The sequence below is a fragment of the Flagellimonas halotolerans genome, assembly GCF_035818535.1.
In the GTDB taxonomy this organism is placed as follows: domain Bacteria; phylum Bacteroidota; class Bacteroidia; order Flavobacteriales; family Flavobacteriaceae; genus Flagellimonas; species Flagellimonas halotolerans.
Genome location: NZ_JAYKYV010000006.1, coordinates 16,567 through 43,020, shown reverse-complemented (window position 1 = coordinate 43,020; position 26,454 = coordinate 16,567). Strand labels below are relative to the sequence as shown.

Annotated in this window: 24 protein-coding genes; 19 read left to right on the top strand and 5 right to left on the bottom strand. The window is 42.6% G+C overall.

Going from position 1 to position 26,454, the window contains the following annotated elements; all coding sequences use genetic code 11:
• Positions 1-51 precede the first annotated feature (51 nt).
• Together ribH and VM932_RS08665 are read right to left on the bottom strand one after the other, a co-directional pair.
• Complete coding sequence (gene ribH, locus VM932_RS08670) at positions 52-534, bottom strand: 6,7-dimethyl-8-ribityllumazine synthase (protein ID WP_326278424.1); 483 nt, start codon at positions 532-534, stop codon at positions 52-54.
• A gap of 3 nt (positions 535-537) precedes the next feature.
• On the bottom strand, positions 538-1,299 hold the full coding sequence (locus VM932_RS08665; protein WP_326278423.1) for a tetratricopeptide repeat protein: 762 nt from the start codon (positions 1,297-1,299) through the stop codon (positions 538-540).
• A 126-nt stretch (positions 1,300-1,425) separates the two neighbouring features.
• Here VM932_RS08665 and recF point away from each other — a divergent pair, with 126 nt between their 5' ends.
• Genes recF through VM932_RS08650 form a run of 3 tightly spaced genes read left to right on the top strand, consistent with a single transcriptional unit; the run spans position 1,426 to position 3,228 of the window.
• Positions 1,426-2,505, top strand: coding sequence for a DNA replication/repair protein RecF (recF, locus tag VM932_RS08660; RefSeq protein WP_326278422.1), 1,080 nt, complete (start codon positions 1,426-1,428; stop codon positions 2,503-2,505).
• A 4-nt stretch (positions 2,506-2,509) separates the two neighbouring features.
• Positions 2,510-2,932, top strand: coding sequence for a hypothetical protein (locus tag VM932_RS08655; protein ID WP_293168192.1), 423 nt, complete (start codon positions 2,510-2,512; stop codon positions 2,930-2,932).
• The gene (locus VM932_RS08650; RefSeq protein ID WP_326278420.1) at positions 2,932-3,228 is read left to right on the top strand and encodes a DciA family protein; all 297 of its coding nucleotides are present in this window, start codon (positions 2,932-2,934) and stop codon (positions 3,226-3,228) included. Before VM932_RS08655 ends, VM932_RS08650 begins: the two co-directional genes overlap by 1 nt.
• A 250-nt stretch (positions 3,229-3,478) precedes the next feature.
• On the opposite strand, the gene VM932_RS08645 is transcribed toward VM932_RS08650, so the two are convergent.
• On the bottom strand, positions 3,479-3,898 hold the full coding sequence (locus VM932_RS08645; RefSeq protein WP_100815890.1) for a nucleoside-diphosphate kinase: 420 nt from the start codon (positions 3,896-3,898) through the stop codon (positions 3,479-3,481).
• Between the two features lie 48 nt (positions 3,899-3,946).
• Positions 3,947-4,981, bottom strand: a complete 1,035-nt coding sequence (locus VM932_RS08640) for an alkaline phosphatase D family protein (protein WP_326278418.1) — start codon at positions 4,979-4,981, stop codon at positions 3,947-3,949.
• Between the two features lie 74 nt (positions 4,982-5,055).
• On the opposite strand from VM932_RS08640, the gene VM932_RS08635 reads away from it, so the two are divergent.
• The 6 genes from VM932_RS08635 (at position 5,056) to VM932_RS08610 (ending at position 13,204) form a co-directional block, all read left to right on the top strand.
• Positions 5,056-6,072 (top strand): DHH family phosphoesterase, encoded by a 1,017-nt coding sequence (locus VM932_RS08635; protein WP_326278417.1) that lies wholly within the window; start codon positions 5,056-5,058, stop codon positions 6,070-6,072.
• Positions 6,069-6,617: a gliding motility-associated peptidyl-prolyl isomerase GldI gene (gene gldI / locus VM932_RS08630; RefSeq protein WP_326278416.1), complete on the top strand. Its 549-nt coding sequence runs from the start codon at positions 6,069-6,071 to the stop codon at positions 6,615-6,617. The genes VM932_RS08635 and gldI overlap by 4 nt, the downstream gene beginning before the upstream one ends.
• 11 nt (positions 6,618-6,628) lie before the next feature.
• Entirely contained in the window at positions 6,629-7,732 is a 1,104-nt protein-coding gene (locus VM932_RS08625; protein ID WP_326278415.1) for a peptidylprolyl isomerase, read from the top strand.
• A gap of 85 nt (positions 7,733-7,817) precedes the next feature.
• Complete coding sequence (locus VM932_RS08620) at positions 7,818-8,891, top strand: DUF3810 domain-containing protein (RefSeq protein ID WP_326278413.1); 1,074 nt, start codon at positions 7,818-7,820, stop codon at positions 8,889-8,891.
• 59 nt (positions 8,892-8,950) lie between these two features.
• Entirely contained in the window at positions 8,951-11,896 is a 2,946-nt protein-coding gene (locus VM932_RS08615) for an amidohydrolase family protein (protein ID WP_326278411.1), read from the top strand.
• Between the two features lie 9 nt (positions 11,897-11,905).
• Entirely contained in the window at positions 11,906-13,204 is a 1,299-nt protein-coding gene (locus VM932_RS08610; RefSeq protein ID WP_326278410.1) for an amidohydrolase family protein, read from the top strand.
• Between the two features lie 52 nt (positions 13,205-13,256).
• Here the strand turns inward: VM932_RS08610 and VM932_RS08605 are convergent, their stop codons facing one another.
• The gene (locus VM932_RS08605; RefSeq protein WP_326278409.1) at positions 13,257-14,060 is read right to left on the bottom strand and encodes a DUF6503 family protein; all 804 of its coding nucleotides are present in this window, start codon (positions 14,058-14,060) and stop codon (positions 13,257-13,259) included.
• A gap of 70 nt (positions 14,061-14,130) precedes the next feature.
• On the opposite strand from VM932_RS08605, the gene VM932_RS08600 reads away from it, so the two are divergent.
• From VM932_RS08600 to VM932_RS08555, 10 genes are all read left to right on the top strand, one after another.
• Positions 14,131-14,931, top strand: a complete 801-nt coding sequence (locus tag VM932_RS08600; protein ID WP_428979727.1) for a TrmH family RNA methyltransferase — start codon at positions 14,131-14,133, stop codon at positions 14,929-14,931.
• A 3-nt stretch (positions 14,932-14,934) separates the two neighbouring features.
• Positions 14,935-16,167: a M48 family metallopeptidase gene (locus VM932_RS08595; RefSeq protein ID WP_326278406.1), complete on the top strand. Its 1,233-nt coding sequence runs from the start codon at positions 14,935-14,937 to the stop codon at positions 16,165-16,167.
• Between the two features lie 44 nt (positions 16,168-16,211).
• Positions 16,212-18,416: a RelA/SpoT family protein gene (locus tag VM932_RS08590; protein ID WP_326278405.1), complete on the top strand. Its 2,205-nt coding sequence runs from the start codon at positions 16,212-16,214 to the stop codon at positions 18,414-18,416.
• A gap of 41 nt (positions 18,417-18,457) precedes the next feature.
• Positions 18,458-18,913 (top strand): Fur family transcriptional regulator, encoded by a 456-nt coding sequence (locus VM932_RS08585; protein WP_293168220.1) that lies wholly within the window; start codon positions 18,458-18,460, stop codon positions 18,911-18,913.
• A 12-nt stretch (positions 18,914-18,925) separates the two neighbouring features.
• A complete protein-coding gene (locus tag VM932_RS08580) occupies positions 18,926-20,194 on the top strand; it encodes an adenylosuccinate synthase (RefSeq protein WP_326278404.1) in 1,269 nt (422 codons plus the stop codon).
• A gap of 100 nt (positions 20,195-20,294) precedes the next feature.
• Entirely contained in the window at positions 20,295-20,774 is a 480-nt protein-coding gene (locus VM932_RS08575) for a Dps family protein (RefSeq protein ID WP_326278403.1), read from the top strand.
• Between the two features lie 352 nt (positions 20,775-21,126).
• Complete coding sequence (locus VM932_RS08570; RefSeq protein WP_326278402.1) at positions 21,127-22,830, top strand: OstA-like protein; 1,704 nt, start codon at positions 21,127-21,129, stop codon at positions 22,828-22,830.
• Complete coding sequence (locus VM932_RS08565) at positions 22,830-24,026, top strand: aspartate aminotransferase family protein (protein WP_326278401.1); 1,197 nt, start codon at positions 22,830-22,832, stop codon at positions 24,024-24,026. The genes VM932_RS08570 and VM932_RS08565 overlap by 1 nt, the downstream gene beginning before the upstream one ends.
• 86 nt (positions 24,027-24,112) lie before the next feature.
• Positions 24,113-25,513, top strand: coding sequence for a tetratricopeptide repeat protein (locus tag VM932_RS08560; protein WP_326278400.1), 1,401 nt, complete (start codon positions 24,113-24,115; stop codon positions 25,511-25,513).
• Between the two features lie 21 nt (positions 25,514-25,534).
• A complete protein-coding gene (locus VM932_RS08555; protein ID WP_326278399.1) occupies positions 25,535-26,452 on the top strand; it encodes a polyprenyl-phosphate transporter in 918 nt (305 codons plus the stop codon).
• Positions 26,453-26,454: the final 2 nt, after the last annotated feature.

Genomic DNA, 26,454 nt, shown 5'->3' with positions numbered 1-26,454 from the left:
AGATCTTTGGATTATTGGATAAATGGATTGTTGGAGTTATTGAACTTGAACTTATTTCCCCAGCACGGCCATTTGAATGGCGGCAATGGCTGCTTCGGTTCCTTTGTTTCCGTGTTTGCCCCCACTTCTGGCTTTGGATTGCTCAATGTTATCATCCGTCAACACACAAAAGATCACGGGAACATCATACGCCACATTTAAATCCTTGATACCTTGGGCCGTTGCACTGCAAACAAAATCAAAATGACTGGTTTCGCCACGGATAACACTGCCAATGGCTACAATGGCATCAACTTTTTCTGTTTGAATCATTTTTTTGCAACCGAAGGTCAATTCAAAACTTCCGGGCACATCCCAACGAAGCACATTTTCAGGGAGTGCTCCACAATCCATTAAAGCTTCTTCGGCACCTTGGTATAGGGCCTCGGTAATTCCGCCGTTCCATTGAGAAACAACAATCCCAAACCGAAGGTTCTTCGCATTTGGGATTTTGCTTTTATCGTAAACGGATAAGTTTTTGTTCGCTGTGGCCATGGTTTAGTTTTGCGCCAGTCCGATCAGTGCATCAATGCTATTCGCTTCTTGTGAGTTGGGATATTCTTCTTTGATGCGTTCAAAGTACCCTAAGGCCTTGCTTTTTTCCCCGAGTTCCAAGGCAATCACACCTGCTTTGTGTAAAAATCTTGGTGCAGTAAACTCGTTATCGCTATGCGCAATGGCTTTTTCGTAGTAGTCCAATGCGTCTTCAGGCTGGTTCAATTGTGAGAAAGCATCTCCGATTCCACCTTTGGCCATGGCCCCCATAATATCATCATCAGAAGAAAAGCCCTCCAAATGCTCAATGGCCTGATCATACTGTTTCAAGTTCAAATACGTCATGCCCGCCGAATATTTGGCCAAGTTCGCTGCTTTGGTACCGCTGTATTCCTCGATAATATCCAAGAACCCATATTTACCTTGGGCCCCGTTCAATGCCAAAGTGAACAAAGAATCTTTCTCTGTTTCACTTGCCAAGGCTTGATCAAAATATTGTTGTGGGTAAAAAAGTTCGTTTGCTGCGGCAGCTTCTTTCGGATTCTGGATGAATTGATGGTAACCCAAGTAGGCCAATACACCCACGGCAATTACGCCAATAACTCCCAAAATGTAGTTTTGGTTTTTTTGAACCCATGCTTCGGTCTTGGAAGCACCCTCGTCCAAAGTATTGAAAACTTCAGCGGTTGTACTGTCGTGTTCCTCTAACTGAGCTTCCTCTTCCTTATTTTTTGGCTTAAAGCCTCTCTTCTTGTATGTTGCCATCCGTCATTTAATTGGTCGCGCAAAAATAAAGTTTTTATCCAAAACCAAAAGGTAATTTATTCGTTATTTTTGGAATCCCTTTTTGGAGGGCCACCTTTTAATTCCAAATTGTTTCTCTAACTTTTTATGTTTTTAAGACATTTATCTTTAGTCAATTACAAGAATTTCGATTCCAAGGCGCTGGATTTCGACCCCGTGATCAACTGTTTGGTGGGTGATAACGGGGTGGGAAAGACCAATGTTTTGGATGCTGTTTACCATTTATGTTTTGGTAAAAGCTACTTTAATCCCGTGTCCACACAAAACATAAAACACGGAACGGATTTTTTTGTGGTCGAAGGGGAATTTGAGAAGCACAACAGAACGGAAAAAATTCTTTGTTCCTTTAAAAAAGGAACCAAAAAAGTGATAAAACGCAATGGAAAACCCTATGAAAAGTTTTCCGAACATATAGGTTTTCTGCCTTTGGTGATTATTTCCCCCTCCGACCGTGACCTTATTTTGGAAGGAAGCGAGACCCGAAGGAAGTTTATGGACGGGGTTATTTCACAATCCGACAAGGTGTATCTGCAAAACCTAATCAAATACAACAAGGTGGTTTCGCAGCGGAACTCCCTGCTAAAATATTTTGCCGCCAACCGTACTTTTGACCGTGATACCCTGAGCATTTACAACGAACAGATGAATACCTTGGGAACGGCAATCCATCAAAAAAGGGTTGAATTTATCGACTCTTTTCTGCCCATTTTTAAAGAACAATATCAAAATATTTCCGAAAAAGATGAGCAAATAGACCTCTCCTACGAAAGTCAGTTGAGCGATGACACACTCCTGAATCTCTTGGAAAAGAATATTGAAAAAGACAGAGCGTTGCAATACACATCGGTCGGCGTTCATAAAGATGACCTCAGCTTCACGATAGCGGGGCATCCCATCAAAAAATTTGGGAGCCAGGGGCAACAAAAATCCTTTTTGATCGCATTGAAACTGGCGCAATTCCATTTCATCAAGCAATTGGCGGACACCACCCCAATTCTATTATTGGATGATATTTTTGACAAACTGGACGAAAACAGGGTATCCCATATTGTTGGATTAGTGAAAGATGATAATTTTGGACAGATTTTTATCAGTGACACGCACGCCGACAGGACAGAAGAGATCGTTAAAAACATTCACCAGAGCTATAAAATATTTAACTTGTAGCACCATGAGACAGATCCTTTCCCTATTATTGGTTTTGACGCTTTGGGGATGCAACGATTCATCCGTAAATAAAGATGATTTGCATTATTTGAATGGATACTGGGAAATTTCGGAGGTAGAATTTCCTGATGGGTCCATCAAGGAATATGGCTTAAACACAAGCATCGATTTCATCCACTTAAAAGAACAGAGAGGATATCGAAAAAAAATGAAGCCGAAGTTTGATGGTACCTACAACACTTCCAAGGATGTGGAGCGTTTCACCATAACCCAATCCAATGAAAGATTTACCTTATATTATGAAAGCGGGTTTAGCGAGTGGGAGGAAAAACTGCTGCAATTGGATTCAGTTTCTTTTTCGGTAACCAACCAAGAGGGTGTTGTCTACAAGTACAAACGTTTTGAACCTATCAAAATTCCACAGTAATGGCCAAACGGCATAGCTCACACATACCATTAAGCGAAGCTTTGAGCGAGTTTATCAAAGAGAACAAGCTCCAAAAGGGCATGGACAAAGTGGACGCCAGAGAGGCATGGGTTAAATTGATGGGCAATGGCGTGAACAACTATACTACCGCGGTTGAACTAAGGAACGAAACGCTCTTTATCTCACTCTCCTCTTCCGTATTGCGAGAAGAATTGAGTTTGGGCAAAACCAAAATTATTAAGATGATCAATGAAGAATTAGGGAAAGAACTGGTGAAAAAATTGGTTTTAAGGTAATCGGAATGTCAGTTCGGGCGCTGTCGAAGGAGCAATCGAGAACAACCATCAATTATTGATTTGAGAGATTTTTCGCTATACTCAAAATGACAAAGTCCTCAAAAAGTGTCATTTCGACAGGGCAAAGCGACGGGAAACCTTATTTAGAACCCTTCATAATATTCTTTATTCTTTATGAGATTCCGCAACAAATGTGATAAAAAAAGCCACCCGAAAAGGTGGCTTCCACTAAAATATCTTTGTATCGCGATTAGTAAATTTCCCTTCCTGAGAAGTGAAAAGCACCCTCTATAGCAGCGTTTTCATCACTATCGGAACCGTGTACTGCATTTTCACCGATACTGGCCGCGTACAATTTTCTAATGGTTCCCTCAGCAGCTTCCTCCGGGTTGGTGGCACCGATCAAAGCGCGGAAATCATCCACTGCATTGTCTTTTTCCAAAATAGCGGCCACAATGGGCCCTCTTGTCATAAACTCTACCAACTCGCCAAAAAATGGACGTTCTTTATGGATGGCATAGAATATTTCGGCATCCCTCTTGCTCAATTGTGTAAACTTCATGGCCACAATCTTAAAACCAGCAGCCGTTATTTTATCCAAAATTGCACCAATGTACCCGTTTTCAACGGCATCAGGCTTAATCATGGTAAATGTTCTATTTCCAGTCATTTTTTAAATTTTGCGCAAACTTACGCTTTTTCAAGCAAGGTACAAGGCTCAATAGCTTTGTTTTAACTCTTGGAGCACAGCTCCGTTATCTCCCATAATCTTGAATTCTGCCTTTTTTTCTTCTATATTTAGGTTGATGATACCGTAACTTTTATCCGAAACCACCTCCCCTACGCGATACTGATTGGGTTCACCGCTAAAGCTCGAGTAGGAATGGGTAAGTCCGCTGCTGGTAAAATCTACCAAGGGATAGGAAAGACCGTCAATATCCGTTTTGGAGAATTCGGAAATATGTCTGTCCCCAGATAGGATGATCACCCCCTTGGCTCCTGATTCAGCAATCATGTTTTCCAACTTTTCCACTTCCAAAGGAAAATTGCCCCAAGTTTCAAAACCGTGCTCCCCCGAAAGTACCTGGATACTGGACATGATCAAATTGAAATCGGCATCCGAACCGTTAAGTTCGTTTTCCAACCATTTCCATTGCGTTTTTCCAAGTACGGTAGCCGTAGAATCCATAGTGGGTCTATACCGTTTTTTGGAATCCTCATCTTTGATGAGTTCGCTCCTGAAATATCGGGTGTCCAGCACAATGATCTTCACTTTTCCCTTTGGGACCTCGTACTGGTGGGAAGCATACACTCCCTTTTGGTCTCTCCTTTCACTATCCTCGGGCACACCCATAAAGTCCAAAAAAACCTGTTGGCTTTCGGCCTTTATGGAAAACTCGGAACCCCCATCGTTCACACCAAAATCATGGTCGTCCCAAGTACCTATTATGGGCACTTCATTTTTCAATTTGGCATAGCCTGCAACAGTGTCCTGCATTGCATAAATAGTACGTAATCTTTCCACATCATCCGTATCCGCGTAGACAATATCCCCGCCCCAAATCCACACATCGGGTTTTTCCGCCAAAATATCGTCCCAAAAAGGATTCGGTTCCTGCGACATGTTACAAGAGCCGAAGGCCACAACAAAATCCAGTGTTGGTCTATCCACAACCCCAACTGTTTTTTCCGCTTTCTTTTTACAAGCCGAAAAAAGAACCAGAACAGTCAGTAAAATATAAAAATGTTTCATGATGTGCTTTTACCGAACCAAAAATACGGATAAACCAAGTTTCCTCTATATTATAATATTGTATATTTGGTCGCATGAATTCAGCGGATATCACGACAGTAAAGTCGATTCTTTCCCAACCTCAGAAAATAGTGATCGTTCCCCACAGAAACCCCGATGGAGATGCCATGGGTTCCTGTTTGGCCCTCTATGCTTTTTTAAAAGAAAAGGGACAAACGGTGCACGTTGTGGCACCTAATGACTACCCTAAATTTCTGAAATGGTTGCCAGGAAACGATACGGTCATAAATTTTGAAAAGGAAAACTCGCAAGCCAAAGAACGTATTGATCAGGCCACTGTAATTTTTACCTTGGACTTTAACGACCTTTCCCGAGTTGGACAAATGGAAACTGTTTTGCAAGAGGCCAATGCAGATTTTATTATGATAGACCATCACCAACAACCAAGTGATTATGCCAAGGTGACCTATTCCGATGTTACCATGAGCTCCACCTGTGAGATGGTCTACAACTTTATTGACTTTTTGGGTGAAACCAGTCTTATTGATGCCGACATCGCCACGAATTTGTACACAGGCATCATGACGGATACAGGTTCATTTAAATACCGTTCCACATCGAGCAAAACGCACCGTGTAGTGGCCGAACTTATTGACAAGGGTGCGGACAATATGGAAATCCATCAAAAAGTTTTTGATACCAATTCGCCCTCTCGCCTGCATTTGCTGGGCATTGCCTTGAGCAATATGGTGATTCTGCCCGAATATAGAACGGCATACATTACCCTTAGCCAAGATGAATTGGACCAATACGATTTTAAAAAGGGGGACACAGAGGGATTCGTAAATTATGGGCTAACTTTGGAAGGTATTATTTTTGCGCTCATTTTTATTGAAAATCGCGAAGAAGGCATTATCAAGATCTCGTTACGTTCCGTTGGGGATTTTTCCGTTAACGAATTTGCGAGAGCACATTTTAATGGGGGAGGACATACCAATGCTGCCGGGGGCAGGAGCGAGGTGAGCATGGAAGAGACCATATCCAAATTCAATGAGATTTTGAAGACCTATAAAAGTAAATTGAACCCATGAGATTTTTGCCAGCTATACTTTTGATTGTAATGCTTATGGGCTGTGGAGGTCCAGAACCAAGAAAACCGGAGGAAGTTAAATCGGGTAGTTTTTACAAGGAATCCATTGAACGCACCAAAAAACTTTTGGCCGCAGAGGAAGAAATTATCCAAGGAATCATCTCCAAAGATACTGTTCACGAATACCTGTCCAGTCCAGATGGATTTTGGTACTATTACGAGTCCAAGAACGATACGGCAACATATCAACCAAAAACAGGTGATCAAATTTTATTTTCCTATAATTTGATGAGCTTGGGCAACGACACCATTTATACGGCGCAAGAAATTGGACCAATATCTCACCTAATAGACAAGCAACAATTGTTTCCCGGGCTTCAAAATGCCGTGAAACTTTTAAAAATAAACGAGAAGGCCACATTTTTGTTCCCGTCTCCCCTAGCCTATGGCTATCAAGGAGACAACAAGGCCATTGGACCAAAAACGCCGCTTAAATCATCCGTAGAATTACATACAATCATAATAGACAACGACAGTTTAAACTAAATTCTTGAACAATGAAGAAATTATTTTACATCATACCCTTATTTCTCCTAGTGATCATAGGATGCAAGTCGAGCAAGTATGCCGATTTGGGTGATGGCATTTTTGCAGATATCCAAACTACCAAGGGAGATATCATTATACAGCTGGAATATAAAAAGACCCCGGTTACCGTGGCCAACTTTGTCTCTTTGGCCGAAGGCAAGAACCCTTTCGTGACCGATGAGTACAAGGACAAAAAATTCTATGACGGTATTGTTTTCCACAGGGTCATCAAAGATTTTATGATCCAAGGAGGAGACCCTACAGGCACAGGTAGTGGAAATATTGGATACACTTTTAAGGACGAGTTCAACGATTCGTTGAGGCATTCCAAAAAAGGAATCCTTTCCATGGCCAACAGGGGCCCCAAGACAAACAGCAGCCAATTTTTTATCACACACAAAGCAACGCCATGGTTGGATGACAAACACACTGTTTTTGGTGAAGTGGTCGCAGGAATGGATGTGGTGGACTCCATTGCCAATGTAAAAACCGGAGCTGGCGACAAGCCAACTACCGATATCGTAATGGATCATGTGGAAATTGTTCGCAATGGCAAGGAAGCTCGACAGTTTGATGCCGTTCAAATTATGAGCGATTATTTTGAGGAAGCCAAAGAAGCCGAAGAGGCATTCAAAAAAATGAAAGAAGATCTGGCCGCTCAGTTTACGGAACAAATCAATGAGGCCAAAGAAACTTCCAGTGGCTTGCGTATTTTAACTTTAAAGGAAGGTGATGGGGAGCAGCCCAAAATAGGTCAAAAAGTATTGGTCAACTATGCAGGATGGTTGTTCAATGGTGATTTGTTTGATAGCAATATCCAAGAAATTGCCGAGCAATTCAACCAATTGAACCCTGGAAGAAGAGATCAGGGCGGTTACCGACCTTTCCCAATGGATTATAGCCCCGATGCACAATTGGCGGCAGGTTTCCGCGAAGGGTTATTGACCATGAAGGTCGGGGACAAACTCCGCTTGTTCATCCCCCCGCATTTAGGATATGGGGACAATGATTATGGCCCTATTCCCGGTGGTTCCACCTTGGTCTTTGATATAGAAGTTGTTGGAATTCAATAATAACAACACAAACAGATTTAATATAAAAAAGCCGTACTTTTCTGTGCGGCTTTTTATTTTTCATAACGCTTTGCTTTCGTTTTTGATGGGACAAAAAACCAAAACAATCATAGCTCTAGCCCTTCCAGTACAAATACTATTGGTAAAATGGCTCAGCAGCTACCCTACCTTTGTTGAGGATTATTACAGTAATGGGGTTTACAGCTACATTTCCCGCTTGCTGCGAACCTTGTTTGGCTGGATTCCCTTCTCTTTTGGAGATTTGTTGTACACTGCCCTGGTGATTTTAGCCATTGGATATCTTTACAGGCATTGGAAAAGAATCAAAAGAAAACCTCTATTGTTCTTAAAGGATATTGTTGTAGTACTCTCCATCGTTTATTTTGCCTTTCATCTACTTTGGGGCATGAACTATCACCGACAACCCATCAACTGGAAATTGGGCATTGAACGTGAATACACGGTTGACGAATTGGTTAATTTAACCCGATACATTGTCGAAAAAACAAACCAATATCAATTTGAGTTGACAGGAGATACCGTGTCACCCGTGCATATACCCTACTCCAAAAAGGAAATCTTCTCAAAAACGGAGGAGGCCTACGGGAACTTTGCAAAACAATATCCCGATTTTGGATACGAACACCGCAGTCTAAAGTCTTCCATATACAGTGTTCCACTCACTTTTATGGGATACGGCGGCTACCTAAACCCTTTTACCAACGAGGCACAGATAAACGGGATCACCCCAAAATTTAGGTTGCCCACCGTTAGCGGGCACGAAGTGGGCCATCAATTAGGCTACTCGGCCGAGGGGGCCACTAATTTTATCGGTTTTTTGGTCACTTCTCAAAGTGAAGACCCTTACTTTAAATATTCTGCTTACAATCATGCCTTGGGCTATTGTCTCACCGATCTTTTTCATAAAGATGAGGAACAATACAATGAGATGGTTGCCACCATAAACAAGGGGGTAAAGGAGAACTTTAATGAATTACGCGATTTTTGGGAAAAATATGAGAACCCCATGGAACCCATATTTAAATCCGTATTCAACACTTTTTTAAAGGTTAACAACCAAAAGGACGGCATCAAAAGTTACAACTCTGTTGTTGGATTGATGATTAATTATCGAAATCAACAGTTAGACTCCCCTTGAAACTTGTGGAGTCCTTAGAGTTAGGTTATATTTAAACCGACTAATTCAATTCAAACCTTATGAAACTTAAACTTTTAGCACTGTTTCTCTTCATGGGCAGTGTTTCTTTGTTTGCGCAGGACTACTTTCCAAAAAATGATGGCGTAAAGGCAAAGAAGAACAACAATTACACGGCATTCACCAATGCCAAGATCTATGTAACCCCAACACAGGTTATCAATAACGGTACCTTGCTCATCCAAAACGGCAAAGTGGTACAAGTGGGTAAATCCGTAAGCATTCCCAAAAATACCGTTGTAGAAAATCTTAATGGAAAATCCATCTACCCATCATTCATCGATGTATTCTCAGGATTTGGAATAAAACTTCCCAAAAAAGCCAACGGCGGCGGAAGATCGGCACAATATGGGCCATCCAGGGAAGGATTCTACTGGAACGACCATATTATGCCAGAGAACGATGCCATCAATAGTTTTACTTATGATGAAAAAGAGGCCAAAGAACTTCGAAATGCAGGTTTTGGAACCATCAATGCGCACATTGAAGATGGTATTGCCAGAGGGACAGGACTTTTGGTTGCTTTGAACGATGAAGCATCCGAAGCACAACGTATCCTATCCGATAAATCTGCGCAATATTTTTCTTTTGAAAAAAGCATTGCTTCGAGACAATCCTATCCAGGCTCACTAATGGGAGCCATGGCATTGATGCGCCAGGTTTATTACGACATGGACTGGTACAGCAAGGGCAATGTGGACACCAAGGACCGTTCCTTGGAAGCACTTATTGCCAACAAGGGATTGACCCAGATTTATGCTGCCGGTGATAATGGTAACGTTTTACGTGCTGATAAAATCGGAGACCTTTTTGGTATTCAATATACCATTTTGGGCGGGGGCGATGAATACGAGCGTATTGATCAAATTAAGGCCACCAACGCCAAATTAATCCTACCGCTGGACTTTCCGGATGCATTCGATGTTTCCAACCCATACGAGGCAAAATACATTGCCTTGAAAGATATGAGGCACTGGAACTTGGCTCCATCAAATCCAAAGGTTTTGGCCGATAACGGTGTGGATTTCTCCATTACTTTGCACGGACTTAAGTCCCCCAAAGATTTGAAGGAAAAAATTATGAAAGCTATTACCTATGGCCTATCCAAGACCAAGGCATTGGAAGCTTTGACCACTGTTCCCGCCCAGATCTTGGGAAAATCCAACGAAATAGGATCACTACAAGCCGGAAGCCAAGCCAACTTCTTGATTACCTCTGGTGATATTTTTGACAAAGGGACCACGCTTTACGAAAACTGGGTCCAGGGAACCAAGAATGTTATCGAGAGCATGGACATCATCGATATTCGTGGGGATTATAATCTCGCTGTTAACGGAAGCACCTACAAGGTTTCCTTGACAGGAGATGCCGATAAACCAAAAGCGGAAATCAAAAAAGGTGACGAAACAGTAGATTCCAAGATAGATTATTCCTCCGATTGGTTGAATATCTCTTTTAGTGAAGACAATGTAGGTTCTTACCGTATGGTCGCCCATGTTCTGCCGGACACTAAAACCATTACGGGAAGTGTGGTGCTTCCCAATGGTGATGAAACTAAGGCCACGATGACAAAGACTTCATCCTTTGAAGAAAAATCCAAAGACAAGGAGACTGACGAAAAGCCCCAGCTTATGGCTTTGACCTATCCCAATGTTGGATATGGCTTCAAGAAAAAGCCTGAACAAGAGAATATATTGTTTAAAAATGCGACCGTTTGGACAGGAGAGAGCATTCTGGAGAACACTGATGTATTGATTAAAAATGGTAAAATTTCCAAAGTCGGTAAAGATTTGCGTGCTGGGGGAGCTACCCTGGTTGATGCCACCGGAAAGCACTTAACTGCTGGAATTATTGACGAGCACACACATATTGCTGCGCTATCCATTAACGAAGGAGGACACAATTCTTCCGCGGAAGTACGTATGGAAGATGTAATCGACCCAAAAGACGTTGCCATTTACCGTGATTTGGCCGGTGGGGTTACTACCGCCCAATTGTTGCACGGTTCTGCCAACCCAATCGGTGGACAGTCTGCCATTTTTAGATTGAAATGGGGAGAAAGTGCCGAGGATATGGTATTCGACAACTCACCCAAGTTCATCAAATTTGCTCTGGGAGAAAACGTAAAGCAGTCCAACTGGGGCAGTTATTCCCGTTTTCCTCAAACAAGAATGGGCGTTGAGCAGGTATATACCGATTATTTCCAACGCGCCAAGGAATATGATGAAAAGAAAAAGAGCGGTGAACCTTACCGCCACGACGAGGAAATGGAAACCTTGGCCGAAATCCTAAACGGAGAGCGATTCATCTCTTGTCACTCTTATGTACAGAGCGAAATCAACATGATGATGAAAGTCGCCGAGAAATTTGGTTTCCGTGTGAACACTTTCACACACATTTTGGAAGGTTACAAAGTAGCCGATAAAATGGCCGAACACGGTGTTGGTGGAGGTACATTCAGTGATTGGTGGGCGTACAAATATGAAGTGAACGATGCTATTCCTTACAACGCCGCCATCATGTCCAGCCAAGGTGTTACCGTCGCCATTAACAGCGATGATGCGGAAATGTCCAGAAGATTGAACCAAGAAGCCGCCAAAACCGTAAAATATGGAGGCATGTCTGAAATTGAAGCCTGGAAAACGGTAACCTTGAACCCTGCCAAATTGCTTCATTTGGACGACCGCGTGGGAAGTATAGAGGAAGGCAAGGATGCCGATGTAGTGCTTTGGAGCGACCATCCCCTATCGGTTTATGCCAAAGCTGAAAAAACATTGATCGAGGGTAAAGTTTATTTTGACTTGGAAAAGGACAAAAAGCTACGAGAATCCATCAAAAAGGAAAGAAACCAACTTATTGGTATGATGTTGAACGAGAACAAGAAGGGTGAAAAGTCCCGTACTCCCGTTCAAAGCAAGAAAGAAGAGTTTAATTGTGACACCCTTTAAAAATAAATCATGAAAAAAATAGTTTTAATCATAGCAATTGTTTTTGGGGTTTCATTGAACGCACAACAAACCCCTGCCCCACCTCAATCCGAACAAGTTGCCATTATAGGGGCGACGGCCCACGTTGGTAATGGCGAGGTGATAGAAAACTGTACCATTATTTTTAATGATGGAAAGATTACCGCTATCGGTGCAGATGTTACGACACCGACTACCGGGACAACGATCAATGCAGAGGGCAAACATGTTTACCCAGGCTTTATCGCTCCTTCCAAGCCCCTTGGTTTGGTAGAAGTCGATGCCGTTAGAGCAAGTGACGATCAAGATGAAATTGGCGAGATGATTCCCCATGTCCGTAGTTTGATAGCCTATAACGCAGAGTCCAAGGTTGTGGAAAGTATGCGTCCCAACGGTGTATTAATCGGACAGGTAACCCCACAGGGCGGGACCATTTCCGGAACTTCCAGCATTGTTCAGTTTGATGCATGGAACTGGGAAGACGCTGCCTTAAAAACAGACGATGGGATCCACATGAACTGGCCAAACTTTTTTAGAAGAGGCCGCTGGTGGATGGGCGAAGAAAGAGGATATATCCCCAACAAGGATTATGGGAAGGAAATGGAAGACATCAAAATGTTTTTCCAAAATTCCAAAGCCTACGGAAAAACAAGCGAGACGGAGAAAAACCTTCCGTTTGCCGCCATGCAGGGTCTTTTTGATGGGACTCAACGTTTGTACATCCATGCCGATGGCGAAAAGGAGATGACCGATGGTGTGACCATGGCCAAAGCAATGGGCGTGAAGCACGTGGTAATCGTTGGAGGATATAGAGCCAACAAAATAGCTGATTTTCTAAAGGAAAACGATGTTGCCGTTTTAGTGGAACGGACACACGCCTTGCCAAGTTTTGATGATGATGATTACGACATCACCTACAAATTACCAAAATTATTGTTGGATGCCGGTCTTTTGGTAGGCCTTCAAAATGAGGATGCCGCCAACTTCCAAGCCAGGAACCTTGCCTTTTACGCAGGCCAAACAGTAGCTCATGGACTAGATAAGGAAACTGCCCTACAATTACTAACTGGCAACACAGCCAAAATTTTGGGTATTGATGATAGGTACGGAACTCTGGAAGAAGGCAAGAGTGCCACCCTCTTTATTTCTGAGGGAGATGCATTGGACATGCGAACCAATAAACTCACTAAAGCCTATATTGATGGTAGGGATATTTCGTTGGAAACCCACCAGACCGAACTTTGGAAACGGTACATGGGCAAATACGAAAGAGAAAAAGAAGGACAATAGATTCCAAAATAAAAAACGGCGCTCGGAAGGGCGCCGTTTTTGTTTTGTGTGATTAATTCATTTTAATGGGCACATATTCCCCATTTTCTGGTTTTTCATAAAACCCTTTAGGTTTGGAGGTCTCACTCAAGCCAACTTCTTCAAAAGTGACCGTACTTGCAGGCTCTAGAATTTTTCTTTCCTCAAATTTGTGCCATGTAATGGATTCAGGAACAATCAATCCATTTACCTCTTGCCAATTATCATAACGAATCCATTTAACATTATCTGAATTTTCCCCAGATTGGTAGGTCACCGTATAGCCCAACCAAGCCATTTGATGGGTTTCGGGATCAAAATGGATAAAGTACTCATCTTTAGATGAGGCCCCAACTCCCGACTCATAAGCTATTTGGAGGCCGGGATATTTCTTCCCTCCGTATTCCAAATCTTCAGTTGCGGAATACATAATACCATCATCGGCCAACACAAAGGGCATGGCATAGAAGTAAAACATCAAATTATGATAAAATCCTACGTCACCTTTGTAGTTTTCATCTGTATCCAAAAGCCACGCTTTTTCACCATCAAATCCCATTGAAAATTGTTCGGTGCCGATTCTATCTCTTCTGGACCACAAGTCAACAGTGTGTGTTTCGGACAACTCAGGTTTTGGAAGAACATAAGACAATGTTCGTTGCTTCTTCCATTGCTCCAAACCCCCATGTGCATCAAAAACTTTGACCATGGCATCTGGGTACTTCGTTTTGGATTCGTCAATTTCCTGAGGAACAGGCTTTTTAACTGTTTCGGTTTTAGGCGTTTGTTTGCAGGCTAAAACGACCAGAAAAAACCCTAGAATGGTTAATTTGTTCATGATATGACTTTTATCAATTGGTCGAAAACCCCTTTTTATAATTACAGGAATAGCTATTTTTACCATGCGTATGGAAGCTAAACTAATCAGTAGTGCCCAAAACCCCTTGGTGAAAAAAGTTCTTCAACTAAAGGAAAAATCCCGTGAACGGAAAAAGACCGGGCTTTTTGTTGTAGAGGGACAACGGGAAATTGAACTGGCGCAAAAGGGAGGGTATACTTTGCAAACCCTTCTTTTTTGTCCTGAAATTATAGGCGATATTTCCATTGAGTCCATTACAAAGTCCTTAAATCCTGAAGTCATCCAAGTTTCTGAAAGTGTTTATGGCAAAATTGCCCACCGTGGCACCACAGAAGGTGTTCTCGGGTTGATGCTGTCCAAAAATCATGCATTGGAGAACATCTGCTTTAAAAACAAAACACCTTTGGTGCTGGTGGCCGAAGCTCCAGAAAAACCTGGAAACATAGGCGCACTTTTGCGAACCGCCGATGCGGCCGCTGTGGACGCCGTTTTAATAGCAAACCCCAAGTCCGATCTATATAGTCCAAACATTATACGTTCCAGCGTAGGTTGCCTTTTTACCAACCAAATAGGCGTGGGGACCACGGACGAAATCATTGCTTTTTTACGAACCAACCAAATCAAAATTTACTGTGCTGCCCTAACCGCTTCCAAAAATTATGTGGAATGTGATTTTAAAGCCGCTTCGGCCCTGGTTATGGGTACCGAGGCTACTGGATTGACCGAAAATTGGCTTAAAAATTCCGACCAAAACATAATTATACCGATGCAGGGAGAAATAGACTCCATGAATGTTTCGGTATCCGCTGCAATACTTATATTTGAGGCGAAGCGCCAGCGCGGATTTTAAGCTATGGAAAAAAATACTCTCTTTTATGTCATTCTAGTCATCCTTGTAGTCCAATATCTGGTTCACCAGTATTTGGAGTATCTGAATGCCAAGCGTTTCAAATCAACACTGCCCCCAGAGCTTGCCGATATTTATGATGAGAACGAGTATCGAAAATCGCAACAGTACAAACAGACCAACTATAGATTTGGGGTGATTTCCGATGGGTTCTCCCTTGTGCTGACAATATGTTTTCTGTTGTTTGGAGGTTTTGAATGGGTGGACCAACTCACTCGCTCCTTCACCGACGAACCCATTCCAATGGCTTTGATTTTCTTCGGAATCATTATGTTGGGCAGCTCTATTCTAGGATTGCCATTTTCATACTACCGAACTTTTGTCATCGAAGAACAATACGGGTTCAACAAAACCACTAAGTCCATTTTTGTATCGGACAAATTAAAAGGCGGTATCCTGACCATCGTTCTTGGAGGAGGTATTCTGACCTTGTTTATGCTGTTTTACCAGTCTACAGGGCCCAATTTTTGGATGTATGCATGGGCCATGGTCGCCGGGGTTATCCTTTTTATCAATTTGTTTTATAGTCGATTGATTGTTCCGCTTTTCAACAAACAAACACCTTTGCAAGATGGCAGTTTAAAAAGTTCGATTGAAAACTATGCACAAAAAGTGGGTTTTGAGCTCCAAAACATCTTTGTGATCGATGGCTCCAAGCGCTCCACAAAGGCTAATGCCTATTTTTCGGGTTTTGGAAAAGAAAAACGCATCACCCTGTTCGACACCTTGATCAATGATTTGAGCGAAGATGAAATTGTGGCAGTATTGGCCCACGAAGTAGGTCATTACAAGAAGAAGCATATTATTGTCAACCTTATTGTCTCACTCTTGACCACAGGTCTGACATTGTTCATACTTTCATTGTTCATCAACCACCCTGAAATATCGTTGGCCATTGGGGTATCCACACCAAGTTTCCATGCCGCTTTGGTAGGTTTTGCCCTGTTGTACAGCCCAATCTCCGAAATCACCGGTTTGATCATGAACTATTTATCGAGAAAATTCGAGTTCCAAGCCGACGATTTTGCCAAAACCACATTTGAGGCAACACCACTGGTATCTTCCTTAAAAAAGTTGTCCAAAAAAAGCTTGAGCAACTTAACGCCACACCCCGCCTATGTTTTTGTGCACTACTCCCACCCTCCATTGGTGGAACGTATCCGAAACCTTAAGGCATAGATTTTGTTGTTTAGATAATAAGATTGTAGTAAATTTAAAATACTATGACAGAGGCTGCTATTGAAAAAGAGAACAAGGAGATTGCGAAGCAGTACAAGGAATTACTTCGCATAAGCTACCAAACGCTGACTGATGAGGACAAGAAGTTGATTCGTTCTGCGTTTGACGTGGCCGTGGATGCCCATAAGGATCAGCGACGAAAATCAGGGGAAGCCTATATTTTCCACCCGATTGCCGTGGCCAAGATCGTAGCGTCCAAAATTGGCCTGGATGCCGTTTCCATTGCCTCTGCCCTACTCCATGATGTAGTTGAAGACACACCATATACTTTGGCCGATATTGAGCGGATGTTCGGCGAGACCGTTGCCCGAATTGTTGACGGACTCACCAAAATTGCCAATCTAAAGAAAGACAAAGACATCAGTCAGCAAGCTGAGAACTTTAGAAAAATGCTGCTGACCCTGCATGATGATGTTCGGGTAATCATTATTAAGATTGCAGACCGCTACCATAATATGCTCACCATGGACTCCATGCCGGAGCACAAACAGGTGAAAATTGCATCCGAAACGCTGTATATCTATGCCCCTTTGGCACACAGGATAGGTTTGTACAACATCAAGACCCACTTGGAAGACCTTTCTTTAAAATACACGGAGCCTGAAGTATATAACGACATTCAGGCCAAAATAGAAGGGACAGAGGAGGAAAGTTCCGCCTATATCGAAGATTTCGCCAACGTAATCCGGACATCCTTGGACAAGGAAGGCTTGAATTATTACATCAAAGGCCGAATGAAGTCCATCTTTTCCATCCGCAGGAAGATGAAGGCCCAAAATGTTTCTTTTGACGAAGTATACGATAAATTCGCCATCCGGATCATATACAAATCCGATAGAAAGAACGAGAAATTCCTCGCCTGGAAAATCTATTCCATTGTTACCGACCACTTCACTCCTAACCCCATCCGATTACGTGACTGGATTACTTCACCAAAATCCACTGGTTACGAAGCGCTACACATTACAGTAATGGGCCCCAAGGGCAAATGGGTAGAGGTACAGATCAGAAGTGAGCGCATGCACGAAATCGCCGAAAAAGGCTATGCGGCACACTTTAAATACAAGCACGGGGCACAAAAAGAACAAGGTATAGAAGAATGGCTGAACAAATTACAGGAAGCACTGGAAAGTGCCAATGGCAATGCTGTTGATTTTGTTGAAGAGTTTAAACTGAACCTATACTCCAAAGAAATATTTGTCTTTACCCCCAAAGGAGATTTAAAATCCATGCCGAAGGGTGCAACGGCATTGGACTTTGCGTTCAACATTCACACTGAAATCGGTTTAAGGACCCGCGGTGCCAAAGTAAATGGGAAACTGGTTCCGCTTGGAACCAAGCTGCGCAGTGGCGACCAAGTGGAGATTATAACTTCGGAAAGCGCCAAACCCACCCAAAACTGGTTGGATTATGCCGAAACAGCAAGAGCTAGGTCCAAAATAAAATCATCGCTCAGCGAAGAGAAAAAAGAGGTTGCCGAAGAAGGAAAGGAGATATTGCGACGCAAACTGAAAGCGCAAAAAATAAACCTGAACGAGGATACCATCAACAAACTGGTGACTTTCTTCAAATTAAAGACCAGCTTGGACCTGTTCTACAGGGTGGGCATCGGGGTTATTGACAACGATAAGCTGAAGGATTTCTCTTCCTCCTATCACAATGCCTTCATCAATTTCTTTAAGAACCGGATGCGCAAAACGCCCCCCCCTAAAGATGTTGATAAAAACGAAATTACCACCAAGTACGATTTACTTGTGTTTGGCAAGGAGGAAGAACGGCTCAACTATAAATTGTCCCAGTGCTGTAATCCCATTCCCGGCGACGAAGTCTTTGGTTTTGTAAGCGTAAACGATGGCATCAAAGTGCATAAGAAAAATTGCCCCAATGCCATATCATTACAGTCCAACTATGCTTACCGGATCATCAGCGCCAAATGGATAGATTCCAGTCAGGAGGAATTCTCCGTTGACATTAAAATTACGGGAATAGACAACATGGGGTTGGTAAAGGACATTACAAAAATCATCTCCGAAAATATGCACGTGAACATGCGCAACCTCAACTTTAGTGCAGATGGCGGTACCTTTAAGGGAAAAATCACCTTGGTCGTAAAAAACAACAATATCCTTAAAAGATTGATGAACAGTTTAAAGCAGGTCGAAGGGATAGATAAAGTAAGTAGAATTTAATTTTTAACTGTACCTTTGTGCCTTAGTATAGGTAGAAAGCCATGGGAAACAATAAAAATCAGGAAATTGTAAAAAACGTGTTCACCTCGTTCCTTGAGGAAAAAGGACACCGCAAAACCCCTGAACGCTACGCCATTTTACAGGAAATTTACGAAAGTGATGATCATTTTGATGTGGAATCGCTCTACATTAAAATGAAAACCAAAAACTACAGGGTAAGCCGTGCCACCCTCTACAATACCATTGAACTATTATTGGAGAGCAAATTGGTACGCAAACATCAATTCGGCAAAAATCAGGCACAGTACGAAAAGTCATATTTCGACCGTCAGCACGATCATGTTATCTTGACCGATACAGGCGAAGTAGTGGAGTTTTGCGACCCACGCATTCAATCCATCAAAAAAACAATTGAAGAGGTTTTTGACATTAAGATCAACAATCACTCATTATATTTCTACGGAACTCGAAACAAAGAAAAAAACCTAACTGAATAACCCGAACTTTACATGGTAGATTTATTGCTTGGACTCCAATGGGGAGACGAAGGAAAAGGAAAAATTGTTGATGTACTGACCAAGGAATACGATATTATAGCCCGATTTCAAGGAGGGCCCAACGCCGGCCACACCTTGGAGTTTGATGGCATAAAACACGTTTTGCACACGATTCCCTCCGGGATTTTTCATAAGAACGCCATAAATGTTGTGGGGAACGGAGTTGTAATAGACCCCGTAATCTTCAAAAAGGAACTGGACAACTTGGAGCAGTTCAATATTGATATTGAAACCAAGCTTTTCATATCCCGTAAAGCACATCTGATATTACCAACGCACCGCTTATTGGATGCTGCCTCGGAAGCTTCCAAAGGCAAGGCCAAAATTGGTTCCACCCTTAAGGGCATTGGTCCAACTTACATGGACAAAACCGGCCGTAACGGTATGCGTGTCGGTGATCTTGAGTTTGACGATTGGAAAACAAAATACCGTGCCCTTGCCAATAAGCACGAAGCCATGATTGATTTTTACAATGTGGACATCCAATACAATTTGGCCGAACTTGAGGCAGAATTCTGTGAAGGTGTGGAAACACTTAAAAAATTGACCTTTATAGACAGCGAGGAGTACATTTTTAAAGCCCAAGCAGAAGGCAAAAAGATTTTGGCCGAAGGTGCCCAAGGCTCTTTATTGGATATTGATTTCGGCACATATCCTTTTGTAACCTCATCCAATACTACGGCAGCCGGTGCATGTACCGGATTAGGCGTGGCTCCCAATAAAATTGAAAGAGTTTTGGGAATATTCAAGGCCTATACCACCCGTGTGGGCAGCGGACCGTTCCCTTCCGAGCTTTTTGACGAGGATGGGGCAAGAATGGCAAAAATAGGTAACGAATTCGGCGCCACCACTGGACGGCCAAGACGCTGTGGTTGGTTGGATTTGGTCGCCCTAAAATATGCCGTTCAAATTAATGGGGTAACCGAGCTTATGATGATGAAAGCCGATGTTTTAAGCGGTTTTGAAACCATCAAGGTTTGTACGGCCTACAAATATAAGGGAGAGGAAATCCAACATTTGCCCTACAATATTGAAGAGGAATACGTAACCCCTGTATATACCGAAATGAAAGGATGGGCCAAAGACCTTACAAAACTGACCAACGCAGAGGAGTTACCCACTGCACTGAACGACTATATTACGTTCTTGGAAGGGCAGTTGAACGTACCAATTAAAATTGTATCCGTAGGTCCGGACAGGCTTCAAACTATTCATAGGTAAGCTAATTTATCAGTATCCAAGACATTGCCCTATGTGACTTATATCACTTTAAGCACGGGACATTTGCTCTATCTTTAATTCAATTTAAAAATAAAGCGATATGACTGATAAACTCAATAAAATAGGGCTCGATAAAAAAATATCCAGCGATTTATCCGACAAGCTAAACGAGCTTTTGGCCAACTATCAAATTTTCTATATGAACGCCCGTGGATTCCATTGGAACATTAAGGGCGAAAAGTTCTTTGAACTTCACGCAAAGTTTGAAGAGCTATACAACGACTCATTAGTGAAAATTGATGAAATTGCAGAAAGAATCCTGACCTTGGGCTTCACCCCTTTGCACAATTATGCCGATTATTCAGCGCTATCCAAGATTGAAGCAGCAAAGAATGTATCAAACGGCAAGGAAGCTGTTCAGGCAATCCTAAATGGCTATGAAGTGCTGTTACCTTTGGAAAGGGAGCTTCTGGAAATGTCCGGAGATTCCAACGATGAGGGTACCAACGCCTTGATGAGCGATTACATCCGTGAACAGGAAAAATCGGTTTGGATGTACTCTGCATTTTTGAACAGATAAACCATTATGGATTTGAAATCCATAGTTTTCAAAAAGATTGAGGTTCTTTTAAGTCCTCCCTTAATCTCTCCATAGGAGGGAAACTTCCCCCCTTGGTGAGAGGGGGTTTTCTATAAAATTCATAGAAACTAAAGCAACTACAATCAAACCTGACTGCCGTTAGGCAAGTTTGCGGGGTTTTAGATAACAAGGAGGTTCTTTATCACAATACCCAGCATTACGGACATATTACGCTTTCCTTAAAACACGGAAAGTAAAATACAAGGCTGCAATCATTTGGAACAGAAATGCCAAAGCTTTCTAAACGGTATATGCCACGTCCGTTAAAAATCCTACTTTTGGGCAAAATTCCATGAATTTGAAAAGCGTTTCATTTTTCATTCTATTTTTGGCCACTTTTAGCGTTTTTGCCCAAGAACAAGAACCCAAAGGAGAAAGGCAAATAAATATTGTTTACGGCGCCAACTTCACCAAGGACGAGGCTCGGTTTCCTGGCGCATCCATTTTCAGCAAAGACGACGAGCGCCAAGTCCAGTTTGAACACCAAGGTGCCGACCTTTGGTGCGATATTGCTATTTTCTATACTGAAGAAAACCGCTTAAAGGCCATTGGCAACATCCGTTTACAACAAGGGGATTCCATAGAAATGAACAGTGGCAAAATGGATTATGATGGAAACACCAAACTGGCCAAAGCCTGGGAAAAAGTGGATTTGACCAACGGCCAGATGACATTGACCACTGACACCCTTTATTTTGATCGAGAAAAACAGCAGGCCTACTACAACTCAGGCGGTAAAGTGGTGGATTCCGCCAATGTGCTCACCAGCAAAGTGGGCACCTATTTTATGACCCCGAAAAAGTATCAGTTCCAGCGAAATGTGCATATAGACAACCCCGATTACATTATCGATTCCGAGCAGTTGGACTACTACACTACCTCCAAAAACGCCTACATGTACGGCCCATCCACCATAACAGGCGAAGAATATAAGATTTACTGCGAACGTGGGTTCTACGACACCAAAATAGAACAAGGCTACGGCATTAAGAATACCCGCATTGATTACGACAATAAAATCATAGAGGGGGACAGCCTTTATTTTGACAAAGCAACCGAATTTGCCTCGGCCACCAACAACATCCAGATTACGGACACCATCAACAATGGAGTGATCAGAGCCCACTATGCCGAGGTACACAAGGCTAAAGATTCCGTTTTTGCGACCAAAAGGGCGGTTTCCATCAGTTTGGTGCAAAAAGATTCGCTTTATATGCACGGAGATACTTTGATGGTAACAGGAAAAGAAGAGGAACGCATCGTAAGAGCTTTCAGAAATGCCAAGTTCTATAAAACCGATTTGAGCGGTAAATCCGATTCCATTCATTTTGATGAGAGAACGGGGGTCACCGAGTTGATAACCGACCCTATTTTGTGGAACGTGGACAATCAAATCACAGGTGATAGCATTCATTTGATATCGGACATGGAGACCGATAAGCTCGATTCACTAAAAGTGATAGAAAATGCCTTTATTATTTCGTTGGATACCATTAGTGGAACTGGATACAATCAAGCCAAGGGCAAAAACCTCTTTGGCAAATTCGTGGAAAACGAGCTCAAAATCATTGATTTGGTCCAAAACACCGAGGTGATTTACTACGTCTACAACGATGATGAGGAACTCATTGGCATAGATAAAACCATCTGCAGCAAGATTCGATTGCTCATGGCCGATAACGACATTGAGGACATTACTTTCTATGTGAATCCTGATGGGGATATATTCCCCGAGACCGACTTGCCTGTTGAAAGCCGAAAATTAAAAGGATTTGTTTGGCGTGGTGATGAACGAATAATGTCCAAGGAGGAAATTTTTGATGAAGACGACAACAGCATAGAACTGGTTAAAATTAGGGGAATAGACAACCCCATTGATATTGATGCTGAGGAAAACGAACGGCAGAAAAACCAGAACGACCCTATAAACGCACCCAATTCCAAGGCTGTAAAACCCAAAAAACCGGTTCTTAAAAAGAAGGCACAGACCCCGTAATGTCCAAAAACGACTTTTTCACATACCAAGCCCAAACTTCCACACACCCATTGGCCTTGGAAGTCTCCCATGCCAAGGGCAGCTACATCTACGACCAAGATGGCAATGCCCATCTGGATTTTGTGGCCGGGGTATCTGCATGCAGTTTGGGACATTCCCATCCAAAAGTTGTGGATGCCGTTAAAGCACAAGTGGACAGGTACATGCACGTGATGGTCTATGGTGAGTATGTGCAAAAACCAGCGGTCGAATTTTCAAAGTTATTGGCGGCACACCTACCCGACAAGCTGAACACCACCTATTTGGTCAATTCGGGAACGGAAGCCATGGAAGGAGCCATTAAACTGGCCCGAAGGCACACAGGTCGCTCACAAATTATTGCTGCAAAAAATGCCTACCACGGTAACACCATGGGCAGTTTAAGTTTGATGGGGCTGGAGGAACGCAAAAGTGCCTTTCGTCCGCTGATTCCAGATGTGAGGTTCGTCCAATTTAATGCGAAGGAAGAACTGGACAACATTACCGAGAAAACCGCTGCCGTGGTCTTGGAAACCATTCAAGGGGGCGCTGGATTTATCTTACCAAAGAACCATTACCTAGAAAAAGTAAGAAAACGTTGCAACGAAGTCGGTGCTTTGTTGATTCTGGATGAAATACAGCCCGGTTTTGGCCGTACAGGTAGATTGTTCGCATTTGAACATTTTAATTGCATGCCGGACATCTTGGTGATTGGAAAAGGAATGGCATCAGGCTTGCCCGTGGGAGCCTTTGTGGCATCAAACGAGCTTATGGCAGATTTAAAAGAGCAGCCAAAGTTTGGCCATATCACTACTTTCGGAGGGAATCCCGTGATTGCAGCGGCAAGTTTGGCAACCCTCAAAGAAATCACCGAAACAGACCTTATTCCACAAACCTTGGAAAAAGAAAAACTGTTCCGAAAATTATTGGATCATCCCTTAATAAAAGAAATAAGGGGCAAGGGCCTAATGCTTGCCCCTATTATGGCAAGCAAGGAAGTGGCCGACTATTTAATCCTTGAGGCCGCTAAACAAGGACTGATTCTTTTTTGGCTTTTATTTGAACCCAAAGCCGTGAGGATATCGCCCCCATTGACCATTTCCATGAAAGAAATTGAGGAGGGCTGCGACCAAATCCTCAGTATTTTAAATAGCTACAAACCCAGTACTGTTAACTAATTTGTTGATAACATACCCCGAATTTGGACTTGAAGAGCACCGCAAAGGGTTAATTTTAAGTCCATAGTTCAACCAAAAACGTTCCTATGGCGTTAGAATCTAACGAATATCCTGACAAATCCATAAACAAATTTGAGTCCATGCTCAAGACGGATGACGTCTACTTTTTTGATGCGGAGGACTTTGAGGAAATTATCCACCACTACCTGAACAACGGTAAAATCTCCTTGGGCAAAAAAGCCATTCAGATTGGCTTGGAGCAGCATCCAAATTCCATGGAATTGAAGCTTTTACAGGTAGAAGTATTGGCTTTTGAGGACAAATTTGATGCTGCAGAAACACTTCTGGATGAAATTCAGACCATTAATGCGGCCAACGAGGAAGTCTATATCCAACGGGCCAATATCCGCTCCAAACAGGACAAGCACCAAGAAGCCGTAAATCTTCTACTAGAGGCATTGGATATTACGGACCACTCGTTCGACATTCACTCCCTATTGGGAATGGAGTATCTATTTATGGACAACTACGAGCAGGCAAAACTTAGTTTTATGAGATGCGTTGAGATTGATGATGGAGACTACTCATCACTCTATAACGTAGTATACTGCTTTGAGTTTTTGGAGGATTATGATGGCAGTATCCTATACCTTAACGATTATCTCGACCGAAACCCTTACTGCGAGGTGGCTTGGCACCAATTGGGGAAAATGTACTTGGCCAAAAAGCGCTATATCGAGGCTTTGACCGCTTTTGATTTTGCAGTGATTTCGGACGATTCCTTTATCGGCGCCTATTTTGAAAAAGGCAAGGTGCTGGAAAAATTGGGCAGGTACAACGAGGCCATCGAGAACTACGAGTCCACCATATCCATTGAAGACCCTACATCGTATGCTTTCCTACGACTTGGTAAATGCCACGAAAAATTGGGCAACTATGATCTGGCCAAATATTATTACTACCACACCGTTCACGAGGATCCTTTATTGGACAAGGGATGGTTGGCCATTACGGATTTCCATTTTAGGCAAAAAGACCATGAAAAAGCCATATACTACATCAACAAGGCCATAAATATTGATGGGGAAAACCCAAAATATTGGAAAAAAGCCGGAAAGTTATATGCTGCCCTAAACAATTGGGACGAGGCGGATTTTGCCTATAAACAAGCAGTGGACTTGGGCAATTACGAACTGGAAACATGGAGGAACTGGGCGGAAGTACTCAACAAAATCGGAGATTACAATTCGGCAATACAAGTGTTGACCCAAGGGTTGGAATTTTATCCCGACAATTCGAACCTTACCTATAAATTGGCGGGCATCCATTTAAAAAATCACGATTTGGATGAAGCAAAAAGCATCTTATCCAAGGCTATGAAATTGGATATTGGTAAATTGCAGCAGTTTGAAAAAGAATTCCCTGAATTCATTGAAGTTGATTGGGTAAAAGCGCTGGTTTCAAAGATCAGGAAAACAGCCAAGTAGCCCCGCCTTATTAACAAATTAATGCAAGCACGTCGTATACTGGACTACGTTTTTATTACCCTGAAAGGAATGGCCATGGGTGCCGCGGACGTTGTCCCAGGAGTATCGGGAGGGACCATTGCCTTTATTTCCGGCATTTATGAAGAACTCATAACCTCGATAAACAACATAAACCTTTCCCTGATTTCAATTTTAAAAAAAGAGGGCATCAAGGCCGTTTGGAACAAAATCAATGGAAACTTTTTATTGTCCCTTTTCCTCGGAATTTTTATCAGTGTGCTCTCCTTGGCAAAATTCCTGAGTTGGCTTTTGGAAAACGAACCCATTTTATTATGGTCCTTTTTCTTTGGATTGGTGGTTGCCTCCATTTTTATGGTAGGCAAAGAAATAACCAGATGGAATTTGGGAACAGTGGTTGTATTGATTTTGGGAGCTGCCTTGGCTTTCTTTATAACCGAACTCCCTGCAAGCGATAACTCGGGTAGCCTACCCTATTTGTTTCTTTCGGGCGCATTGGCCATTTGTGCCATGATCCTCCCGGGTATTTCGGGAGCGTTTATCCTTGTACTGCTAGGCTCCTACAAAACCATTTTGGATGCTGTCCACCAAAGGGATATCAAAATAATTTTGACTGTGGGCGTTGGAGCCATTTTTGGGCTTTTGAGCTTTGCCCGCCTGCTCAAATGGATGTTCAATCACTACAAAAACATCACTTTGGCACTACTAACAGGGTTTATCTTGGGTTCCTTAAATAAAATTTGGCCGTGGAAAAAAGTCTTGGAAACCAAAACATTTGGCGAAAAAACCATTGTTGTGGATGATATGAACGTACTTCCGGGCGCTTTTGAGGGCGATAGCAAATTAATACTGGCCATAGTCTTAGCCATCCTAGGTTTTTCACTTATTTTTATCCTGGAAAAAGTAGCTTCCAAAAAATAAGA

Excerpts from the sequence above, each read along its gene's own strand:
- VM932_RS08665 (WP_326278423.1), bottom strand. The coding sequence starts at position 1,299 with ATGGCAACATACAAGAAGAGAGGCTTTAAGCCAAAAAATAAGGAAGAG.
- VM932_RS08600 (WP_428979727.1), top strand. The coding sequence starts at position 14,131 with ATGGAAGCTAAACTAATCAGTAGTGCCCAAAACCCCTTGGTGAAAAAA.
- VM932_RS08650 (WP_326278420.1), top strand. The coding sequence starts at position 2,932 with ATGGCCAAACGGCATAGCTCACACATACCATTAAGCGAAGCTTTGAGC.
- VM932_RS08560 (WP_326278400.1), top strand. The coding sequence starts at position 24,113 with ATGGCGTTAGAATCTAACGAATATCCTGACAAATCCATAAACAAATTT.
- VM932_RS08590 (WP_326278405.1), top strand. The coding sequence starts at position 16,212 with ATGACAGAGGCTGCTATTGAAAAAGAGAACAAGGAGATTGCGAAGCAG.
- VM932_RS08570 (WP_326278402.1), top strand. The coding sequence starts at position 21,127 with ATGAATTTGAAAAGCGTTTCATTTTTCATTCTATTTTTGGCCACTTTT.
- VM932_RS08615 (WP_326278411.1), top strand. The coding sequence starts at position 8,951 with ATGAAACTTAAACTTTTAGCACTGTTTCTCTTCATGGGCAGTGTTTCT.
- recF (WP_326278422.1), top strand. The coding sequence starts at position 1,426 with ATGTTTTTAAGACATTTATCTTTAGTCAATTACAAGAATTTCGATTCC.
- VM932_RS08655 (WP_293168192.1), top strand. The coding sequence starts at position 2,510 with ATGAGACAGATCCTTTCCCTATTATTGGTTTTGACGCTTTGGGGATGC.
- VM932_RS08565 (WP_326278401.1), top strand. The coding sequence starts at position 22,830 with ATGTCCAAAAACGACTTTTTCACATACCAAGCCCAAACTTCCACACAC.
- VM932_RS08595 (WP_326278406.1), top strand. The coding sequence starts at position 14,935 with ATGGAAAAAAATACTCTCTTTTATGTCATTCTAGTCATCCTTGTAGTC.
- VM932_RS08625 (WP_326278415.1), top strand. The coding sequence starts at position 6,629 with ATGAAGAAATTATTTTACATCATACCCTTATTTCTCCTAGTGATCATA.
- VM932_RS08555 (WP_326278399.1), top strand. The coding sequence starts at position 25,535 with ATGCAAGCACGTCGTATACTGGACTACGTTTTTATTACCCTGAAAGGA.
- VM932_RS08635 (WP_326278417.1), top strand. The coding sequence starts at position 5,056 with ATGAATTCAGCGGATATCACGACAGTAAAGTCGATTCTTTCCCAACCT.
- VM932_RS08645 (WP_100815890.1), bottom strand. The coding sequence starts at position 3,898 with ATGACTGGAAATAGAACATTTACCATGATTAAGCCTGATGCCGTTGAA.
- VM932_RS08575 (WP_326278403.1), top strand. The coding sequence starts at position 20,295 with ATGACTGATAAACTCAATAAAATAGGGCTCGATAAAAAAATATCCAGC.
- VM932_RS08610 (WP_326278410.1), top strand. The coding sequence starts at position 11,906 with ATGAAAAAAATAGTTTTAATCATAGCAATTGTTTTTGGGGTTTCATTG.
- VM932_RS08585 (WP_293168220.1), top strand. The coding sequence starts at position 18,458 with ATGGGAAACAATAAAAATCAGGAAATTGTAAAAAACGTGTTCACCTCG.
- VM932_RS08620 (WP_326278413.1), top strand. The coding sequence starts at position 7,818 with ATGGGACAAAAAACCAAAACAATCATAGCTCTAGCCCTTCCAGTACAA.
- VM932_RS08640 (WP_326278418.1), bottom strand. The coding sequence starts at position 4,981 with ATGAAACATTTTTATATTTTACTGACTGTTCTGGTTCTTTTTTCGGCT.
- VM932_RS08605 (WP_326278409.1), bottom strand. The coding sequence starts at position 14,060 with ATGAACAAATTAACCATTCTAGGGTTTTTTCTGGTCGTTTTAGCCTGC.
- ribH (WP_326278424.1), bottom strand. The coding sequence starts at position 534 with ATGGCCACAGCGAACAAAAACTTATCCGTTTACGATAAAAGCAAAATC.
- VM932_RS08580 (WP_326278404.1), top strand. The coding sequence starts at position 18,926 with ATGGTAGATTTATTGCTTGGACTCCAATGGGGAGACGAAGGAAAAGGA.
- gldI (WP_326278416.1), top strand. The coding sequence starts at position 6,069 with ATGAGATTTTTGCCAGCTATACTTTTGATTGTAATGCTTATGGGCTGT.